The following is an 18,789-nucleotide window of genomic DNA, read 5'->3' as shown; positions in this document are numbered from 1 at the left end:
TGGGGTCTGTGAGTAAACCTCTTCGCGTCAAGCGCCTCTTTGCCTTGCTGTGTTTGGCGTTAGCACTCGTGTATGCGGGCAGCTCCACCTCGCAGTTGGCAAACTCACTTCAGCATTCTGAAGTTCAGGCTTCGGCACATGAACATTCGATGCTGAGTGATGTGCTCGTCATGGAGGCTGGTCACCACGCAGACGATGATCCCGCTGATTCAGCAGATGATCAAGAACGGCGCGAAATGGTAGGTGGGCATCATCATCATGGCGATGCAGGCCCTAGCCTTTTGGCGACGCAATCGAATGAACTTCCCAGCATAAAGTTATTTGGAAACTTGCGCGGCCCCGCTGGAGATCACCTCGTTGACGGCATTGCCGTTCCGGGTCCAGAGCGGCCTCCCATGGTGTTGAAACTGGCCGCCTGAGTTCCCGCGCCTTGAGCAGGCGTGGGACGTTCCCATGCTTGCGATCAAGGTTTTCTCGCCATGTTTTCCCCGATACGTGCGTGCAAAGGCACGCGCGCTACCAGCAAAGCTCTGCTTTTGCCGGCAGCACTCGCCGCTTTGGTGGCATCACCTGCATTTGGTCAGGACTTGACGCTGGAAGAGGCCATTCGGCGTGCGCTAGCCGCTGCGCCGCAGAATGCTTCAGTTGTTGCCCAGGTCGATGCATTGACCGCGAACCGGGCGGCGGCTGACTTGCCTCCAAGGCCCAGTCTGGAGATTGCGACCGAAAACTTCGGTCCGCCGTCCGACAGTCTCTACGACCAGTTCCAGATCACCGGAACATACAGCCAGCAGATCGAACGCGGCGGCAAGCGTCAGGCGAGGGTCACTCTTGCCGACAGTCAGATTGATGTTGCCCGAGCGCAGGCAGTTGTCCGACGGCTTGAGATCATTTCCGACGTTCAGCTTGCCTTTGTTAAGGTGCAGGCCGCTGAGGCCGCCATCGGCGTCGCGCGGGAGCGCCTGGCAATTGCGCAAAGCGTTGCAGCCGAGGTTGATGGCCGTGTCGCATCGGCGCGCGATCCAATCTTCGCTGGAACCCGGGCGCGGGCCAGCGTTGCCGAGGCCGAGGTGGACCTGGAACTTGCCATTCATGCGCGCGACGCTGCATTGGTCCGATTGTCCCAATGGTGGGGCGGCAGTGCTGACAGGCTGATCGTCCCGATAGGCAGGTTTCTGGATCTCGCCCCCGTTGCCGGGCCAAATGAACCATCGCCACTGATCACTGCAATCTATCAGGCAAGAGGTGCACAGGCTGACGCAGCCATCGCCGTTCGACAGGCTGATTCCATTCGCGATCTCACCCTCAGTGGCGGGCCGCGCTTTATCGGTACGGGCGATGTTGGCTTTGTCTTTGGAGTATCGGTGCCGCTCGGGGGAAGAAGGCTTGCGGAGGCGCGTGTGGCCGAAGCTCAGGCTGAACGACAGCGCGTGGATACCGAAAGAGAGGTTGAAATGTTCAACCTTCGGCGCGCAATCACGCTTGCTGCCCAACGGGTCGAAGAAGCGCGTCAAGAGGCTGAGGCTGTTCAGACACAGGTGCTTCCCCTCGCAGAAAAAGCCTTGAGCGAAGTTCGTGTCGGCTATCAGCGTGGCTTCTTCAGCTTTGCCGATTTGGCCGCTGCGCAAACCGCCTCCGTCGATGCTGCCATGCGCACTGTCGACGCTGCACGCGAATATCATGAAGCAAAGGTTGAACTGGACCGCCTGACCGGTCGCTTCAGCAATCTGGCCGAGGAGGCATCACAATGAGACTTTTCCAACTGACGATTGCGGCGCTGCTCCTCTTCCCGCTGACGGCCTGCGGTGATGCCCCGGCTGAAAGCAGCGAGGCGGCCGAAGGCACTGCTCCAGAGGAATATGAACGCGGTCCGCATAATGGGCGGATGATGCGTGATGGTGATTTTGCGCTGGAGGTGACCATATTCGAAGACGGTGTGCCGCCGGAGTACCGCGTTTATGCCTATCGCGGCGACAAGCCGGTTGCGCCGCGCGATGTTGACCTGACCATCCAGCTCAAACGGCTCGACGGGGAGGTCAACACCTTCAAGTTTGCGGCCGAACAGGATTTCCTGCGGGGCGACGGCGTGGTGATCGAACCACACAGCTTTGACGTTACCGTCGCCGCACGTGAAGGCGGCCGCCGCCATCGCTGGGAATACGCCTCATACGAGGGCCGTGTGACCTTCCCCAAGGAGGCCGCCGAAGCCGCTGGAATCACAATCGAACGCGTTGGCCCGGCCAGCCTGTCCGAAACGATCGAAATCATCGGCTATGTTGAACTGGAGCCTTCCGCCACGTCCAACGTGGGTGCAAAATTTCCGGGCCGGGTGGTCAGTGCCGGGCCAAATGTGGGGGATTCCGTCCGGGCGGGACAAGTGCTTGCGCGGGTCGAAAGCGCCGAGAGCATGCAGATTTATGCGATCACCGCGCCGGTCAGCGGCGTGATTGTGGAGCGGCGCACCAATGTCGGTGATGTTGCCGGAAGTGATCCGATCTATGTAATCGCCGACCCCAACCGGACCCGGGCGGTGTTCCCCATTTTCCCGCGCGATATGGAACGGGTGCGCGCAGGGCAGCAAATCCAGCTTGGCCTGCTCGAAGGTGATCGGTCGGCGACATCGCGCTTGGGCAGTTTCTTGCCCGGCGCTGATCCGGCCACCGGGGCGCTCCTGGCACGCGCAAGCCTGCCCAATCGCGACGGGTTCTGGCGACCCGGAATGCGGGTACGCGGGGTGGTGACGATCCAGAGCAGGCAAGTGCCGCTGGCGGTGCGCACCGAAGCATTGCAGGCGTTCCGCGACTTCACCGTCGTTTTTGCGCAGGTGGGCAACACTTACGAAGTCCGGATGCTCGAACTGGGCGCGCGCGGGCCGGAATGGACCGAAGTGTTGGGCGGGATCAAGCCGGGGCAGGCCTATGTCACCAAGGGCAGCTACGTCATCAAGGCCGACATCGAAAAAGCCGGCGCAAGCCACGATCACTGAGGAGCGACATCATGCTTGAGAATATCATCAGGCTGTCGATCCGGCAGCGATGGACGGTTATTGTTGTGGCGCTGCTGATTGCAGGGCTGGGCATCTACAATTTCGGGCGGCTCAAGATCGACGCCGTGCCCGACATCACGAATGTACAGGTACAGGTCAACACCGCGGCGCCGGGCTTCTCGCCTTTGGAGGCGGAACAGCGCATCACCTTGCCGATCGAAACGGCTCTTGCCGGTCTACCGGGCCTCGACTACACGCGTTCCGTTTCGCGCGCTGGCCTCAGCCAGGTCACCGTGGTGTTCGATGACGGGACCGACATCTATTTCGCGCGGCAATTGGTCAATGAACGCCTGCAAGGGGTGGCCGGAAATCTGCCTCCCGGAATGGAGCCCGCGCTTGGTCCGATTGCAACCGGGCTGGGCGAAATCTTCATGTACACGCTCGAGTCCAAACCGGGCGCGCGCAAGGACGATGGAACCCCCTACACGGCGGAAGATTTGCGCACCCTGCATGACTGGGTGGTGCGGCCGCAATTGCGCAACGTTCCCGGCGTAACCGAAGTCAACTCGGTTGGCGGTTATCGCCGCCAATATGTGATTGCGCCGATCCCCGCTCGGCTCTCGGGCTTCGGTCTGACTGTGGCCGATCTGTCGAAGGCGCTGGAAAGCAACAATGCCAGCGTGGGTGCGGGCTATGTCGAGCGGTCGGGCGCGCAATCGGTGATCCGGGTGCCGGGTAATGCGACCGGCGAAGCGGACCTGTCGGGCATTATCGTGGCATATCGCGCTGGCACACCTGTACGGATCGCCGATGTCGCCGATGTCTCCATCGGTTCGGAGATCCGACAGGGCGCGGCCACCAAGGACGGGCGCGAGGTGGTGCTAGGCACGATCTATATGCTGGTCGGCGAAAACCCGCGCAATGTGAGCGTGGCAGTGGCCGAGCAACTGAAGGTCGTGAACCAGTCTCTTCCCGCAGGAGTGTCTGCGGTCACCGTCTACGACCGCTCAGTGCTGGTGGAAGCCACGATCGGGACGGTCGAAAAGAACCTTGCCGAAGGCGCGATGCTGGTGATCGTGGTGCTGTTTGCCCTGCTGGGCAATATCCGCGCGGCTCTTATCACGGCAGCGGTCATTCCGATCACCTTCCTGATGACGATTACGGGCATGGTCGAAGGCGGCTTGTCGGGTAATCTGATGAGCCTTGGTGCGCTCGATTTCGGGCTGATTGTCGACGGCGCGGTCATCATCGTGGAAAATTGCCTGCGCCGCTTTGGTGAGGCCCAACATAGTCTAGGCCGTCTGCTTAATCGCGAGGAACGGTTCAGCCTTGCCGCCAGCGCTTCGGCGGAAGTCGTCAGGCCCAGCCTGTTCGGAATCGCCATCATCACCATCGTTTACCTGCCGATCTTTGCGTTGACCGGGGTGGAGGGCAAGACGTTCCATCCAATGGCGATCACTGTAGTGCTCGCTCTGACAGCAGCAGCGCTGCTGTCGCTCACGCTCGTGCCCGCCGCCGTGGCAACGTTTGTCACCGGCAAAGTTGAGGAGAAGGAAAGCCGCGTAATGCGCGGTGCCAACCGGGCTTATGCTCCGCTGCTCGATTGGGCCTTGCGCGCCCGCGTCACGGTGCTGGTACTCGCAGGCGCTCTTGTGGTGCTGAGCGGGGTGGCAGCAACAAGGCTGGGCTCGGAATTTATCCCTAACCTCGATGAAGGAGACATCGCGCTGCACGCCCTGCGGATTCCGGGCACCAGCCTGACGCAGGCAGTGCAGATGCAGGCCGCACTGGAAAACCGCATCAAGCAGTTCCCGGAAGTCAATCTGGTTTTCGCCAAAATCGGGACTGCCGACGTGGCAACCGATGCAGTTCCGCCCAGCGTGGCCGACACTTTCATCATCATGAAGCCGCGCGACGAATGGCCCGACCCGCGCAAGCCCAAAGCACAATTGGTTGCCGAAATGAACGAGGCAATCCAGCGCAACGTGCCGGGTTCGCGGTATGAATTTATCCAGCCCATCCAGATGCGGTTCAACGAACTGATCGCAGGCGTTCGGTCCGATGTTGCGATCAAGATCGTAGGCGATGATCTTGACGAATTGTCAGCAGCGGCCGACCGCGTGGTTGGCATTGTTTCGAGCATCGATGGCGCGGAAGATGTGCAGGCGGAACAGGTAACCGGCTTGCCGTTTGTTGAAATTGTCCCTGACCGGGCGCGCCTCAGCCAGTTGGGCCTCAATGTCAGCGCGGTGCAGGAAGTGGTGGCCGCAGCGACTGCGGGTGCCAACGCGGGTCAGATTTTCGAAGGCGACCGACGGTTCGATATCGTCGTGCGCCTGTCCGAAGACCTGCGGCAGGATCGCACGGTGCTGGAACGCCTGCCGATCCCGCTGCCCGGTGGCGGTATCGCGGGTGGGGCGGTGCAGACTGTGCCGCTATCCGAAGTCGCAACGATCACCGACATCACCGGGCCTAACCAGATTAGCCGCGAAAATGGCAAACGGCGCGCGGTTGTCACGGTCAATGTGCGTGAGCGCGATCTGGGGTCGTTCATTGCCGAAGTCCAGCAGGTGGTGGCGCGCGATGCCGAGCTGCCTGAGGGTTATTGGATTGGATATGGCGGAACCTTCGAACAGCTCGAATCCGCGACCCAGCGGCTTCAGATCGTGGTTCCGATCACCCTGCTGCTCATCCTGGGTCTGCTGTTTGCGCTGTTTGGTTCCCTGCGCGATGCGGCCATCGTGTTCTCCGGCGTGCCGCTGGCGCTCACGGGCGGCGTGGCAGCGTTGCTGCTGCGCGGCATACCCTTCTCGATCTCCGCAGGAGTGGGCTTTATCGCACTTTCGGGCGTGGCGGTACTCAATGGCGTGGTGATGCTCAGCTTCATCAAGCAGTTGCGCGAGGAGGGCCGCAGCCTTGAAGATGCGATCCGTGAAGGGGCGCTGACGCGGTTACGGCCCGTGCTGATGACCGCGCTCGTGGCGTCACTTGGCTTTGTGCCGATGGCGCTGAATGTGGGGATCGGCTCGGAAGTGCAGCGGCCGCTGGCCAGCGTGGTGATTGGCGGCATTGTCTCGTCAACCATCCTGACCTTGGTGGTGCTGCCTGCACTTTACGCTTTGGTCCATACAAAAAGGACCGGTGAAGCTGACAATCCAAAGCCAGCTTGGCGGGATCGTTTCCGCCGCCGTGCCGCCGTTGAATAATCAGGATAACGCGTCATGATCGCTCAATTATTGCCAACCTCTCCAGCCTTGCGACGCTGGATCATACTTTCCTTTGTGGCCCTAGCCACGCTGCTGCTCGTGTCGGTGGATGCCTATGCCCACAATGTCGCCGAAGGGGACAAAGGCTATATCCAGGAAAGCAGCGGGGTGTTGTTCTTTCCGTTCTTGTATCTCGGGGCCAAGCACATGGTCACCGGGTACGATCACCTGCTGTTCCTGTTTGGGGTGATTTTCTTCCTTTATCGGATGAAGGACGTCGGTATTTATGTGACCCTGTTCGCGATCGGCCACTCCACCACGCTGCTATTTGGCGTGCTGACCGGGATCAGCGCCAACGCCTATCTGATCGACGCGATTATCGGTCTGTCGGTGGTCTACAAGGCGCTCGACAACCTCGGTGCCTACCAGCGCTGGTTCGGTGTTCAGCCCAACACGCAGGCTGCGACCCTGGTGTTCGGGTTTTTCCACGGGTTTGGCCTTGCCACCAAGATCATCGAGTTTGAAATTGCGCAAGATGGCCTCATCCCCAATCTGATCGCGTTCAATGTCGGGGTCGAGATTGGCCAGTTGCTGGCGCTTGGCGCGATCCTGATTGTGATGGGATATTGGCGCCGCACCGCCAGCTTCATGCGCCATGCCTTTGCCGCTAACACCCTGCTGATGACTGCCGGCTTCGTGCTGGTCGGCTACCAAGTGGCCGGTTTCGCGTCCAGCTGATCCCTATTGTCGAGGAGCCCTCTCATGTTCAATTCCCAACGTCCGCGTCTTGAAGACCTACCCACAACCGGCCAACTGCTGAAGGCAAGTGGCTTTGCCATCATCACCGCTGGCGTCATTCTGACCACCATCGTGCTGCCGTCCGAATATGCAATCGACCCCACTGGCGTGGGCCGCACGCTCGGCCTGACCCAGATGGGTGAGATCAAGGCGCAGTTGGCCCGAGAGGCGGCGGACGACGCTGCTGCCGCTGCCTCAGCGACAGCTTCTCCTGCCCTCCCGGCTGCGCAGGGTGCGGGTCCATTGACGGCATCGGACGCGCCCACTGCCGCAGCGCGGTCCGAAACCATGCAGGTTACACTGGCGCCGGGCGAGGGGGCAGAGATCAAGGCGGCAATGCAGAAAGGCGCCCGCATTGCTTTCAAGTGGTCCGTTGCTGGCGGCCATGTCAATTTCGATACCCATGCGGATGCTCCGGGGATCGCCTATCATGGCTATGAAAAGGGTCAGCAATCGACTGGTCAACAGGGTGAGTTGGTCGCTGCGTTTGATGGTAAGCACGGCTGGTTCTGGCGCAATCGTTCGCAAGGGACCGTGACCGTCACCCTGCGCGTCGACGGTGCATTCAGCGAATTGCTTCGAGTGGTCTGAGCCCATCCGTATTGTTTTCATTACCATGTCATTGCCGCAATTGTGACGTGCTTTGACGGAAAACTCCCAACAAGATGCTTTGAGCCAAGATCGGGGCCGTTGTGGTAGGAGTCCTTGAACCGCGTTCTACCATTGCATTTGATAGTCAGTTGCATTAGCGAGAATGCATCTTCTGAGAAAGGTCTGTCATGATGCTTCCGCTGACCCGCATTGCCCTCTTCGTCAGTTGCTCGACGACTGCTTTTCCCGCTTACGCCGAAACAATCGAAAATGGCGGGACCGTCGCCGTAACGGCAATGCCAGGCACGGCCCAACCGGCAACCGAAATCGTGGTTGTGGGCGAAGCCGAGGATGCTGACGCCATCGCCGGCTCTTTCGGTAAGGTGACCGAGGAGGATTTGCGTCGCAGCCGCGTCCTCAACGTCAATGATGCGCTGCGCATGGTGCCCGGCGTCTTCGCGCGTGATGAGGAAGGCGCCGGGATGCGCGCCAACATTGGCATTCGCGGTCTCAGCCCGATTCGCTCGACCAAGGTGCTGCTGCTGGAAGACGGTATACCGCTCGGCTATGCGCCTTATGGCGACAACGCCGCCTATTATCACCCGCCGATCCAGCGGTTCACCGGGGTCGAGGTGCTTAAAGGCGCTGCACAAGTGCGCTTCGGCCCGCAGACCATCGGCGGGGTGGTCAACTACATCACCCCGGAAGTGCCCGATAGTCTAGTCGCTAATGGCACGATTGCTGCGGGCAACCGCGACATGCTGATGCTGGACGGCATGATCGGCGGGCGGCTGCTCGGCGGCGGGGTGGTTCTCCATATCAACCGCAATGAAACCGCAGGCAATCGCGACAATCAAGCGCTGCGCTTCACCGACATCTTCCTCAAGGGCGCGTGGGAGCTGGGCGAAAGCCATGGGTTAACCATCAAGCTGTCGCGTTTTCGCGAAGATAGCCAGGTCACCTATTCCGGCCTTACTCGCGCCGAATTCGCCGCCGACCCGCGCGGCAACATCTTTGCTAATGATGACTTCCAGACCGAACGGTTGAACGCGACCGTGGCCCACCGCTGGGATCTTGCTGAAAACTTGACGCTGCGCACCACCGGCTATTACCACTATTTCACACGCGACTGGTGGCGGCAGTCCTCGAACAGCGGCCAGCGCCCCAATGACGCGAGCGATCCGGCGTGCGGCGGTCTGGCCAACCTCAACAGCACCTGCGGAAATGAAGGGCGCTTGCGCGACTACGATACTTACGGGGTCGAATCGCGCCTCAGGATCGATCACGCCCTGCTCGGCTTCGGCGGTGAGACCGAAATCGGCGTGCGTTACCACGAAGAACGCCAGGCTCGTCGGCAGTGGAACGGCGACACCCCCGACGCGCGCACCCCCGGCACCGGGGTCAGCGCCGGTGTGCGCGAGAACAATGAGCGCGATACCACCGCCTTTTCCGCCTTCATTCAGTCGCGCTTTGAGCTGGGCCGATTGTCGCTGACCCCTGGCGTGCGCGCGGAGTTCATCGATTTCACGCGCCGCAATCTGCCCATCGACCTGCTCGTGGGCGGGCGCCCGAGCGGCGCGGTCACCACGCCGACCGGCGGCAGCAGCGGCCTTGACAAGGTGCTGCCCGGCGTGGGCGCAACATTCGCCGTTAGCGACGCCATCACCTTGTATGGCGGGGTGCATCGCGGCTTTGCCCCGCCGCGGGTCGAGGACATCATCACTGCGGCGGGCGGATCGGTCGACCTCGATCCCGAATTGAGTTGGAACTACGAAATCGGCCTGCGCGGCGAAATCGTACGCGGGATCAGTGCCGATGCGACCGCCTTCATCATGGATTTCGAAAACCAAATCGTGGCGCAGTCCGTCGCGGGCGGGATCGGCACGACGCTGACTTCGGCCGGGCGGACGATTCATCGGGGCGGCGAACTAGCGCTCAATGGTTCGTCGCGCAATGCGGGGTGGACGGGCAGCGACACCGATGTGTTTGCACGGCTTGCCGTAACCTGGGTCGCCGATGCGCAGTACAACAGCACCCGCATCGCCACCGCCCCTTGCTTCGATGGCGCGACCACCGGCACACTGGTCGCCGCTGGATCGGGCGCGGTGCCTTGCGGGGTCGCGCGCAACGTCGATGGCAACCGCCTGCCCTATTCGCCCGAGTGGCTCGTATCCGGGGCTGTCGGGGTTGAGCACAAGGGTTTCACGGGGCAGGTGGAAATGGTCAGCCAGTCATCGATCTTTGCCGATGACGTGAACCTGATCCCGGTCACGCCCGATGGCCAGCGCGGGCTGATCGAGGGCTGGACGCAGGTCAATGTTGCCGCATCCTATGGTCCTCCGGGGGGGAGATGGCAGGTGTTCACCACCGCGCGCAACTTATTCAACCGGCTGTATGTAGTTGACCGAGCGCGTGGCGTCCTGCCGGGCCAGCCTTTCACCATCCAAGTCGGCCTGACCCTGCGGTATTGATCGCCGCATACCAAGAAATTGTGGGTGGGTCGCCGCTGCACTGCTTTAGGTGCGGGACGCGTATAGCAACGTCTCACACGGCAAGAAGACGCGTATGACCTCCGCTTTTCGAGCTGTGTACGTAATGGCTTTAGGCGCAGCAGGCTTCCCCGTGATCGCCGTTTCCTCCCTTGCGGCGCTCACTTTCACGGTGGCGCTGTCGGCAATATTCAAACCGAAAACCGGCTGTATAGGTTGATAATCAATTCCTGTCGACGAGCTGAATAGGCTTTGGGTTCCATAAAAGAGCCTTCCATGCAGACTTATGCGCAGTTGTCGATCAGTGCCGCGCGTAGACTTTCTGACCGGCAGGGCCGAAGGAATACACGACAAAAGGCTGGGCGTTTTGGCCCGGCACTTCCATCCCCGGCGAGCCGAGCGGCATCCCGCCGACCGCGAGACCAGCCACGCCCTTGGTCTTGGCCACAAGCAGTCGTTTCATATCCTCGACCGGCACATGTCCCTCAAAGGCTATACCGTCGATGATGGCGGTATGACAGGACCAAAGCATTGGCGATATGCCCAGCCTCTTTTGCAGAACAGCACGGTTCGGATCATCCACTACCTTTATGGGTCGACCAAGTGCTTCCGTTACCTGTGATGCCCATTTCATGCAGCAGCCGCACCCGGGGTCGCGGTGGATGACTGCCGAAGCGGATGCCATCACAGGGGTCCCTGCAAGTGCCAGAGCAAGAATAATATTTCGCATTGCAAAATCTTTCGCTATGAGAGCGCACAAGCGGTTTCTAGCCACCAATGCGCCTTTTGGCCTATCTTTTCTTCTTAGCATCCATTTCCCGATCGGCAGGATCATCTGACGCAATTTCGGCCGAATCGCTGCAACAGGCCATTTTAGCCAGATCGTCCTCACTATAACAGCAACTCGGTTTCTCAAAAGCGGTTGCTGGCTCCGCTGCGGAAGTGGCCGTAGACGTAGCCAGCGCAAATATACCAGCCACATAATTGGTTTTCATGCTCATACTTTGATATCAGATTAAAAGGTTGATGCACTTGCGTCTCGCGGACTAGAGCGTTTGAAATCTAAATTCTTGAAGGGCATGGCGGCATTTAACCAGTAGCAGCTGAACACCGCACAACGGTCCTATGCGCTTCGGCCATGCTCAATCCGATCTATGTAGCTATCTGTGCACGTTCGGCGTCGTGCAGCGAAATGGTTCGCGTGGCCGCCTGTGATGGGTTTGATGGGAGGGGAAGGGGATGGCGAGAAGGGGACGGGAGGATTGAAGTTAGGCTGTCTGCACCGCTTATCGTTGGTTCATCAATTCAAGGAGCCGTCGAATGTTCAATTCACAGCGCCCGCAACTTTCTGACCTGCCGACCACCAGCCAACTGTTGAAGGCAACCGCTTTCTCCATCGTCACCGCTGGATTCATCCTCATCACTGTGGTGCTGCCGTCCGAATATGCGATTGATCCCACTGGCGCGGGCCGCGCGCTTGGGCTCACCCAGATGGGTGAGATCAAGGCGCAGCTAGCCCCAGAAGCTGCGATTGACGCAGGTGCTATCGCCTCAGCTAGTGTAGCGGCCGCTGCAACGCTGCGGGCAGTACAGGCCAATACTCCGGCGCTCGCCGGATCCAATACCATTCAGGTCACGCTGGCACCGGGCGAACGGGCAGAAATCAAGGCGGTCATGCAGAAAGATGCCCGCATTGCCTTCAACTGGTCAGTCGATGGCGGCCATGTCAATTTCGATACCCATGCTGATGCGCCGGGGATTTCCTATCATGGCTATGAAAAGGGTCAGCAAACGACCGGCCACCAGGGTGAACTCGTCGCCGCCTTTGATGGCAAGCACGGTTGGTTCTGGCGCAATCGTTCCGCTGGAACCGTGACCGTTACCTTGCGGGTCGATGGTGCCTTCTGCGAATTGAAGCGGGTCGTGTGAGCCCACCATGCTGACAGTCTTGGCCAACCGCACCTATCGGCACCTGTTTCTGGCGCAGGTGATTGCGCTCATTGGCACCGGGCTGGCAACAGTGGCGCTGGGGCTGTTGGCCTTCGACATTGCGGGCGCGGATAGCGGCGCTGTGCTGGGCACGGCGATGGCGATCAAGATGGTCGCTTACATCGGCGTCGCGCCGGTGGTGGGTGCCTTTGCATCACGCCTGCCCCGGCGAGGGTTTCTGGTAGCGATGGATGTCGTACGCGGGCTGGCGGCGCTGGCCTTGCCGTTTGTTGACCAGATCTGGCAAATCTATGTGCTGATCTTCGTTCTGCAAGCCGCATCGGCAGGCTTCACCCCGACCTTTCAGGCGACCATTCCCGACATCCTTCCCGACGAGAAGGACTATACAAGCGCCCTCTCGCTATCACGGATGGCCTATGATCTGGAGAGCCTGCTCAGCCCGATCCTTGCTGCCGTTTTGCTGACGGTGATCAACTTTCACTGGCTGTTTGGCGGAACGTCGATCGGCTTTGCCATTTCTGCGCTGTTAGTTCTGTCCGTCGTCCTGCCGCGTTCAACTGCTGCGCCGCCAAGCGGAGGGATATACGACAAGACCACGCGCGGTATCCGCATCTATCTCAAGACACCGCGATTGCGCGGATTGCTGGCAATCACTCTGGCTGCAGCCGCTGCCAGTGCGATGGTAATCGTCAATACGCCCGTGCTGGTGCAAGCTGCCCTCGGCCTCGGTCAGCGCGAAGTGGCATTGATGCTGGCGGCGTTTGGCGGCGGATCCATGCTCAGCGCGCTGATCTTGCCGCGTTTGCTTGACCGGATCTCCGATCGCGGGGTGATGCTGGCCGGCGCGATGGTGCTGGTCACTGTGTTGGGGGCGTTGGCAGCATCATGGGGCGCGCATGGGCGGCCAGCCTTTTGGGGCTTGATGTTGGCCGGGTGGGTTTTGCTCGGCATCGGCTATTCCGCCACGGTCACACCCGGCGGCAGGTTGCTGCGACGATCTTCTGCTAGTGAGGACCGACCGGCGTTGTTCGCCGCGCAATTTGCACTGAGTCACGTATGCTGGCTAATCGCCTATCCGCTTGCCGGACAGGTTGGAGCGCTGGTGGGCTTCGGCGCGGCGTTTGCGGTTTGCGCTGCACTGGCGGCATTCGGCTTGGGGATTTCCATATTGATCTGGCCATCGGGAGATCCGGCAGCGGTCAGTCACACTCATGACGACCTGCCTCCCGACCACCCTCATCTCTTGGAAGACCATACCGAGGGGGAAGCTCGTCACACGTACGTCATTGACGATCTTCATCCGGGTTGGCGAATCCGTTAAGGTCACAACCATGCATTCTGCGGGAGACCGTAAGGGATGTGCTGACAGTTTCAACTTCGGGGCAGATCACGAGGATACTACATCGCCGCCGTTGCAAGGCTACCTAGCCTAACTGAGAATCTGACTCAGGAAAAGCTTCGCCCTTTCCTGCTGAGGGTTTGAGAAAAAGGTCTGCGGAGGCGCCTCTTCGATGATCTCACCTTGATCCATGAAGATCACCCGGTCGGCGGCCTGACGCGCAAACCCCATTTCATGGGTCACGACGATCATGGTCATGCCATCCCCAGCAAGTTCGAGCATGACATCGAGAACTTCTTTGACCATTTCGGGATCAAGTGCCGAAGTTGGTTCATCAAACAGCATGACGCTGGGTTCCATGCATAGGGCCCGCGCAATAGCGACGCGCTGCTGCTGGCCACCGGATAATTGGCCCGGCCGCTTGTTGGCCTGATCAGGAATTTTAACCCGTTCCAGCAGCGCCATTGCCTTCGCTTCCGCTTCGGCGCGCGGCAATTTCCGCACCCATGTCGGTCCAAGGATACAATTTTCCAGAATAGAGAGATGCGGGAAGAGATTGAAACTTTGGAATACCATTCCGACCTGCGCGCGGATCGCCTGGAGCTGCTTGAGCTCTGGACCGACCTCCACATCATTTACGATAACCTGTCCGGCATCATGCTGCTCCAGGTGGTTTATGCATCGGATGAGGGTGGACTTGCCCGAGCCCGATGGCCCGCAGATCACGATACGCTCGCCGCGGGCGACTTCCAGATCAACGCTTCGCAGGGCCGCGAAGTCCCCGTAACTCTTGCAAACCCCTCTCATGACGATCGCCGGCGCAGCACCGGTGTGATGCTGAGGTGGAGAAGCGTGGACAGTGTCATTAATCATTGGGCAGACCCCTTGGATCGGCGTTCGAGACTGTCGGAAAAGCGACTGAAACCGAAGCAGAGAACAAAATAGATGCCCGCGATAAAGAGATAGACTTCGACCGATGGCGAGCGCCAGTCAGGGTCGGCCAGTGCTGCCTTACCTGAACTTATCAGATCGAACAGTCCGACGACCAGAACGAGGCTGGTGTTCTTGATCATCACGATAACTGTGTTGGTGAGCGCCGGGATGACCAGCGAAATCGCTTGCGGCAGGATAACGAAGATGCGGCTTTGCCAATAGCCGAGGCCAATTGCGTCCGCAGCCTCATACTGTCCACGCGGGAGTGCCTGAAGCCCCCCTCTTACCACCTCGGCCATGTAGGCAGAGGCAAACAAGACGAGTGCGATCAAAGCGCGCCAAAACTTGTCTGGCAAGAACGCTTCTGGGACCAGCAGCGGCAACATAATTGAGGCAACAAAAAGAATGCTCAGAAGCGGCAGCGCTCGCGTCATCTCGATAAACATAGTTGCCAGTAACCGAATCACAGGAAGGTCCGATCGCCGCGCCAAGGCCAGCAGGATCCCGCTCGGGAAGCCGAGCCCGATTGCGACGACTGTGAGAATGAGGGTGACCGGCAACCCGCCCCATTTGTCCGAGGTCACCTCAGCGAGGCCGAACACACCGCCTCCAAGCAGGACCCAGCAGCCTGCAAGTGCCGCGACCCAACATGCAGCCAGCGAGGGATACCAGGCGGAAGGCCGTACCGAATGGATGAGCAAGCCGAGCAGAAGCAAACACACGATGAGCGGGCGCCAGCGTTCGTCATAGGGATAGATGCCGAACAGGATCTGGCTGTTCTTGGCTATAATGAAGCTCCAGCACGCACCGGCCGCCGTCTCGCACGTTTCTGGAACCGCCGGGAAGAAGGCGGCATTGATGATGGCCCATCGCGCAATGAATGGCAGGGTTGCCGCCATTAGTAAGGTAAAGGCTATTGTCAGACCAAGATTGAGCGGGCTGCCAAACAGGCTGCGCCAAAGTCTGACGCCGCGTCCTCTGCCGGAGGTTGCTGCTGCGAGCATAGTCACACTTTCTCGAACGAACGATTGATCTGGTTCATTACCCAAGAAATGGAGAGGTTGATCGCCAGATAGACCAGGATAATTATTACCGTTCCTTCGATAGCTTTGCTGGTTCGGTTGATCATCGTCCCTGCAGTTACCATGAAATCTGCATAACCGATCGCAATCACGAGCGTCGAGTTCTTGACGATGTTCACGTATTGGCTGTTCATCGGCGGGATGATGACGCGAAACATCTGCGGGATAATGACGAGCCGCAGGGCTTGGCCGCGCGTCAGGCCTAGCGCGTACGCGGCCTCCCACTGGCCGCGCGTGATTGACTGCAAACCGGTGCGCACAATTTCTGCGACAAATCCCGATGTGTAAATTGTCAGACCGACGATGAGAGTGAAGAATTCCGGGCTCACCACAAAGCCGCCGACGATATCTGGGCCATCGGCTTCCGGCATAGCCAATTGGAGGCCGGAGCTTAGCACCGCTGCCAGAATGATGATGAGAGCGGCGATCGATATACCGGTGATCGCTTGCCATGGGGGTCTGGTCCCAGTGCGCTTTTGCCGTTCACCTGCGAGATGACCGGCAAGAACAAAGCCGCCAAGACCGCCGAGCAGAGCGAAGAAAAGCCATATGCCTTGCCCGCCTAGATCGAGTATCGGAATCGCAATGCCGCGAAGCGAAAGATAAGTGCCTCCGCCGAGGCTGACAGCGGAATTGACTGGGAGGACCTGACCTAGCAGGTTGTACAGAAACAGCAGCAGCAGGATTGGCGGCGAATTGCGCGAGAACTCGACCCAGCTGCGCGCAAAGCCGACCGACAAAGGGTTCTCGCTGATCCGAAGAATGCCAAGGGCTCCACCCAATATGGTGGAAAGCACAGCCACCAACATCGACGCGACCAGTGTGTTGCCAACCCCGACAACAAGCGCGTAAATGTTGCTGTCTTCTGGATTGTAGGGCAGCCAGGTTTCGGACAGCGTAAAGCCTGCCCGGTCCCACAAGAAAGTGAGGCCTAGGGTGATACCTCTGTTTTCAAGGTTGGCAATCGTGGTCGCGCTTACCAGCGCCAACGTCCCCAAAACAAGACAGAGCGCTATGGCTTGGTAAATCAGATTGCGCGTAGCACGGGTCATGCTCGGGCTCCAGTCAAGCCGGTTGACCACGTCATTCCCAAGGCAACGGGAACATCAGGCCACCGTCAGTGTAGAGCTTGTTATAGCCCCGGTCTGCCTTGATTGGTGTTGCTTCGCCTAAGTTGCGATCCCATATCTCGCCGTAGTTACCGACTTGCTTGATGACTTGGTAAGCCCAATCCGGCTCCAGCCCCATGGAGCGCCCGAAGCTGGGATCGCTCCCGAGAACCCGGCGAATGGCGCTGTCACCCGTTTTGGCGACCTCATCGACGTTGGCTTGCGTGATACCGTTATGCTCTGCCCAGATCAGCACATTGACAGTCCAGCGCGCCACATCAAACATGCGATCATCGCCGCGCTGGATTGCGACGCCGTTGGGTTCGACCGCAGTACCAGCCCGCATCATGCTGTGTTCGCTTGGATTCGGCGCCACGGTTGCGATCTGGCTCTGGGCGGCGAGGCCGTCAGTGACATAGGCATCGCAGCGGCCCGCAAAGTAAGTGTCGCGCGCGGTGATAGTGGAGTCGAAATAAACTCGCTTCATCTTGACGTTGTTGGTTTCCTCGAGCTCGTCAAGTGCTCCCTCTACGAGACTGCCGCCACCCTGCATGCAGACGGTCCGGCCATCAAGTTTGGTCGGCGTATCAATCCCATCGGACTTTCGAGAGATGATCACATCGCCGTCGTAAAGGGTATTGGCCACAAAGCGGATCGCCATGTCGCGTGAGAAGGTAAGGGTCGAGGTGCGCGACAGGACGTCGATTTCGCCCGTTTGCACAGCCGGGAGGCGCTGCGCGGCATTGAGCGGAACAAACTTCACCTTTTGGGCATCGCCGAGAATCGCTGCCGCCATGGCCCGGCAGACATCGCTGTCAAATCCGCGCCACACACCTTTTTCATCCGGTCGGGAAAGGCCGGGCACCCCCTGGCTTCCCGAACAATTGAGCGTGCCGCGTTCCTTGATCTTGTCGACGAGGCTCTCTGGCTTGCCCCCATCGGTCGAGCAGCCGGCAAGGCTCGATGCAAGAAGCAGTGCAATAGCAGCCGATCTAACATTACTGGCGATCATCATTTCCCCCCGATCGAATTGGCAGCGGCAATGGCTGGCTGCGCTGAAGCAAGAATGTCGAAGCCTTTCGACAGGCTGGCGATAAGGTCGTCCGGGTGCTCCAGACCGATGCTAAACCGAACCAGCGGACCATCATGTGGAACCGGTGTGGCTGTCCGAAGAGGTACGGCATCGAGCACCGCGACAACACTCTTGGTTCCGCCCCAGCTGGCGCCGATTGCAAATTGATCCATCGCCTCGATCGCCTGCGCCAGATGCGGACGGGTCCACGGTTCGAGAAAAAGCGTGATCAGGCCAGTGGAGCCGGAAAAGTCACGCAACCATTCGGTATGCCCCGGATTATGGACTAGAGCCGGATGACGCACCTCGCGCACGCCGGGCTGGGCAATCACGAAATCGAGCAGCGAGAGAGTTGTGCGTTCGATTCTGTCTAATCGCACTGCCATCGTTTCGAGGCCGCGCAGAGCGAGACTGGCTTCGTCGGCAGATACACCTTGTCCAAGCATCCGCGCGTGATCTTTGAGCAACCGGAACGTCGTCTCGTCGCGCAACGCGATCGACCCCATCACCAGATCCGAATGACCGGAGATATACTTCGACACCGCACAGACCGAGATGTCGACACCGAGATCGAGCGGCTTGCAACGCAGCGGCGTGGCATAGGTGTTATCGGCCGCTGTAGGGATACCACGTTTCCTGCATGCGGCGGCGATGCCCGGGATATCCTGTACCTCCAGCGTCATCGAACCGGGCGATTCCAGCCAAACCAAGGAGATGTCTTTGTCCAGGTACTCAGATACTCGCTCTCCAATCTGGGGGTCATAGTATACCGGCGTCACGCCATAACGTGACAGCAGATTGTCGGCGAAGGGACGAACGGTTTCATAAACATTGTCAGAAAAAAGCACGCGAGAGCCGGCTCGTGATAGCGCCAACGTAACAAGCGTGATGGCTGCAAAGCCCGAGGACACAACCATCGCACGATCGGCACCCTCAATATTGGCGATCGCCTTTTCGAGGGCACGGCTAGTGGGCGTTCCGTACAATCCGTAGGAATATCCGTCATATAGCTGCGACCTTCGCGCCTGATAGGCTGCGACGCTATCGAACACGATTGTCGACGCGCGGTGGACGGGCACTGACAAGCTTGAGAATTTTCCTTCAGGCATGCCCACTTTCAGGCATTTTGTGTCGTCCTTCATTCCCGTCTCCTCGCCAAGCACGCTATGCGGTCACTTTGCTCATTTCAAATCCCTCTATTGCGCATCATTATGCGTTCTTGTTATAGTTCAGT

14 protein-coding genes and 1 pseudogene are annotated in these 18,789 nt (G+C 59.5%); 9 read left to right on the top strand and 6 right to left on the bottom strand.

Features of this window, described 5'->3' with window-relative positions; all coding sequences use genetic code 11:
• Positions 1-8: 8 nt before the first annotated feature.
• The 7 genes and pseudogenes from AC2TC0_RS14960 (at position 9) to AC2TC0_RS14930 (ending at position 10,052) form a co-directional block, all read left to right on the top strand.
• Entirely contained in the window at positions 9-419 is a 411-nt protein-coding gene (locus tag AC2TC0_RS14960) for a hypothetical protein (RefSeq protein ID WP_484718288.1), read from the top strand.
• A 60-nt stretch (positions 420-479) separates the two neighbouring features.
• Positions 480-1,079, top strand: a pseudogene (locus tag AC2TC0_RS14955) (TolC family protein); the annotation flags it as partial.
• 668 nt (positions 1,080-1,747) lie between these two features.
• Positions 1,748-2,986 carry an efflux RND transporter periplasmic adaptor subunit gene (locus tag AC2TC0_RS14950; protein ID WP_484718287.1) on the top strand — a complete coding sequence of 413 codons (1,239 nt, stop codon included), beginning with the start codon at positions 1,748-1,750 and terminating at the stop codon, positions 2,984-2,986.
• An 11-nt stretch (positions 2,987-2,997) separates the two neighbouring features.
• Positions 2,998-6,192 (top strand): efflux RND transporter permease subunit, encoded by a 3,195-nt coding sequence (locus tag AC2TC0_RS14945; protein WP_484718286.1) that lies wholly within the window; start codon positions 2,998-3,000, stop codon positions 6,190-6,192.
• Positions 6,193-6,207: 15 nt separating this feature from the next.
• The gene (locus AC2TC0_RS14940) at positions 6,208-6,930 is read left to right on the top strand and encodes a HupE/UreJ family protein (protein ID WP_484718285.1); all 723 of its coding nucleotides are present in this window, start codon (positions 6,208-6,210) and stop codon (positions 6,928-6,930) included.
• A gap of 24 nt (positions 6,931-6,954) precedes the next feature.
• Positions 6,955-7,581: a transmembrane anchor protein gene (locus AC2TC0_RS14935; protein WP_484718284.1), complete on the top strand. Its 627-nt coding sequence runs from the start codon at positions 6,955-6,957 to the stop codon at positions 7,579-7,581.
• A 188-nt stretch (positions 7,582-7,769) separates the two neighbouring features.
• The gene (locus tag AC2TC0_RS14930) at positions 7,770-10,052 is read left to right on the top strand and encodes a TonB-dependent receptor family protein (protein WP_484718283.1); all 2,283 of its coding nucleotides are present in this window, start codon (positions 7,770-7,772) and stop codon (positions 10,050-10,052) included.
• 319 nt (positions 10,053-10,371) lie between these two features.
• Here AC2TC0_RS14930 and AC2TC0_RS14925 read toward each other — a convergent pair whose 3' ends face one another.
• Positions 10,372-10,905, bottom strand: a complete 534-nt coding sequence (locus tag AC2TC0_RS14925; protein ID WP_484718282.1) for a DUF411 domain-containing protein — start codon at positions 10,903-10,905, stop codon at positions 10,372-10,374.
• Positions 10,906-11,390: 485 nt separating this feature from the next.
• Between AC2TC0_RS14925 and AC2TC0_RS14920 the strand changes: the two genes are divergently transcribed.
• Positions 11,391-11,999: a transmembrane anchor protein gene (locus AC2TC0_RS14920; RefSeq protein WP_484718281.1), complete on the top strand. Its 609-nt coding sequence runs from the start codon at positions 11,391-11,393 to the stop codon at positions 11,997-11,999.
• A 7-nt stretch (positions 12,000-12,006) separates the two neighbouring features.
• Positions 12,007-13,341 (top strand): MFS transporter, encoded by a 1,335-nt coding sequence (locus AC2TC0_RS14915; protein ID WP_484718280.1) that lies wholly within the window; start codon positions 12,007-12,009, stop codon positions 13,339-13,341.
• A 108-nt stretch (positions 13,342-13,449) separates the two neighbouring features.
• Here the strand turns inward: AC2TC0_RS14915 and AC2TC0_RS14910 are convergent, their stop codons facing one another.
• From AC2TC0_RS14910 to AC2TC0_RS14890, 5 genes are read right to left on the bottom strand one after another with little or no spacing between them, the layout of a single operon-like run.
• Positions 13,450-14,232 carry an amino acid ABC transporter ATP-binding protein gene (locus AC2TC0_RS14910; RefSeq protein ID WP_484718279.1) on the bottom strand — a complete coding sequence of 261 codons (783 nt, stop codon included), beginning with the start codon at positions 14,230-14,232 and terminating at the stop codon, positions 13,450-13,452.
• Entirely contained in the window at positions 14,229-15,296 is a 1,068-nt protein-coding gene (locus tag AC2TC0_RS14905; protein WP_484718278.1) for an amino acid ABC transporter permease, read from the bottom strand. The genes AC2TC0_RS14910 and AC2TC0_RS14905 overlap by 4 nt, the downstream gene beginning before the upstream one ends.
• Positions 15,297-15,298: 2 nt before the next feature.
• A complete protein-coding gene (locus tag AC2TC0_RS14900; RefSeq protein ID WP_484718277.1) occupies positions 15,299-16,426 on the bottom strand; it encodes an ABC transporter permease subunit in 1,128 nt (375 codons plus the stop codon).
• Positions 16,427-16,457: 31 nt separating this feature from the next.
• Entirely contained in the window at positions 16,458-17,498 is a 1,041-nt protein-coding gene (locus AC2TC0_RS14895) for a transporter substrate-binding domain-containing protein (RefSeq protein ID WP_484718276.1), read from the bottom strand.
• Positions 17,495-18,697, bottom strand: coding sequence for a trans-sulfuration enzyme family protein (locus AC2TC0_RS14890; RefSeq protein WP_484718275.1), 1,203 nt, complete (start codon positions 18,695-18,697; stop codon positions 17,495-17,497). Before AC2TC0_RS14890 ends, AC2TC0_RS14895 begins: the two co-directional genes overlap by 4 nt.
• Positions 18,698-18,789: the final 92 nt, after the last annotated feature.

It is taken from the genome of Sphingopyxis sp. sgz302558 (assembly GCF_057220455.1).
Note: the sequence above shows the minus strand (reverse complement) of the source record. Positions and strands in the feature narration are given on the sequence as shown.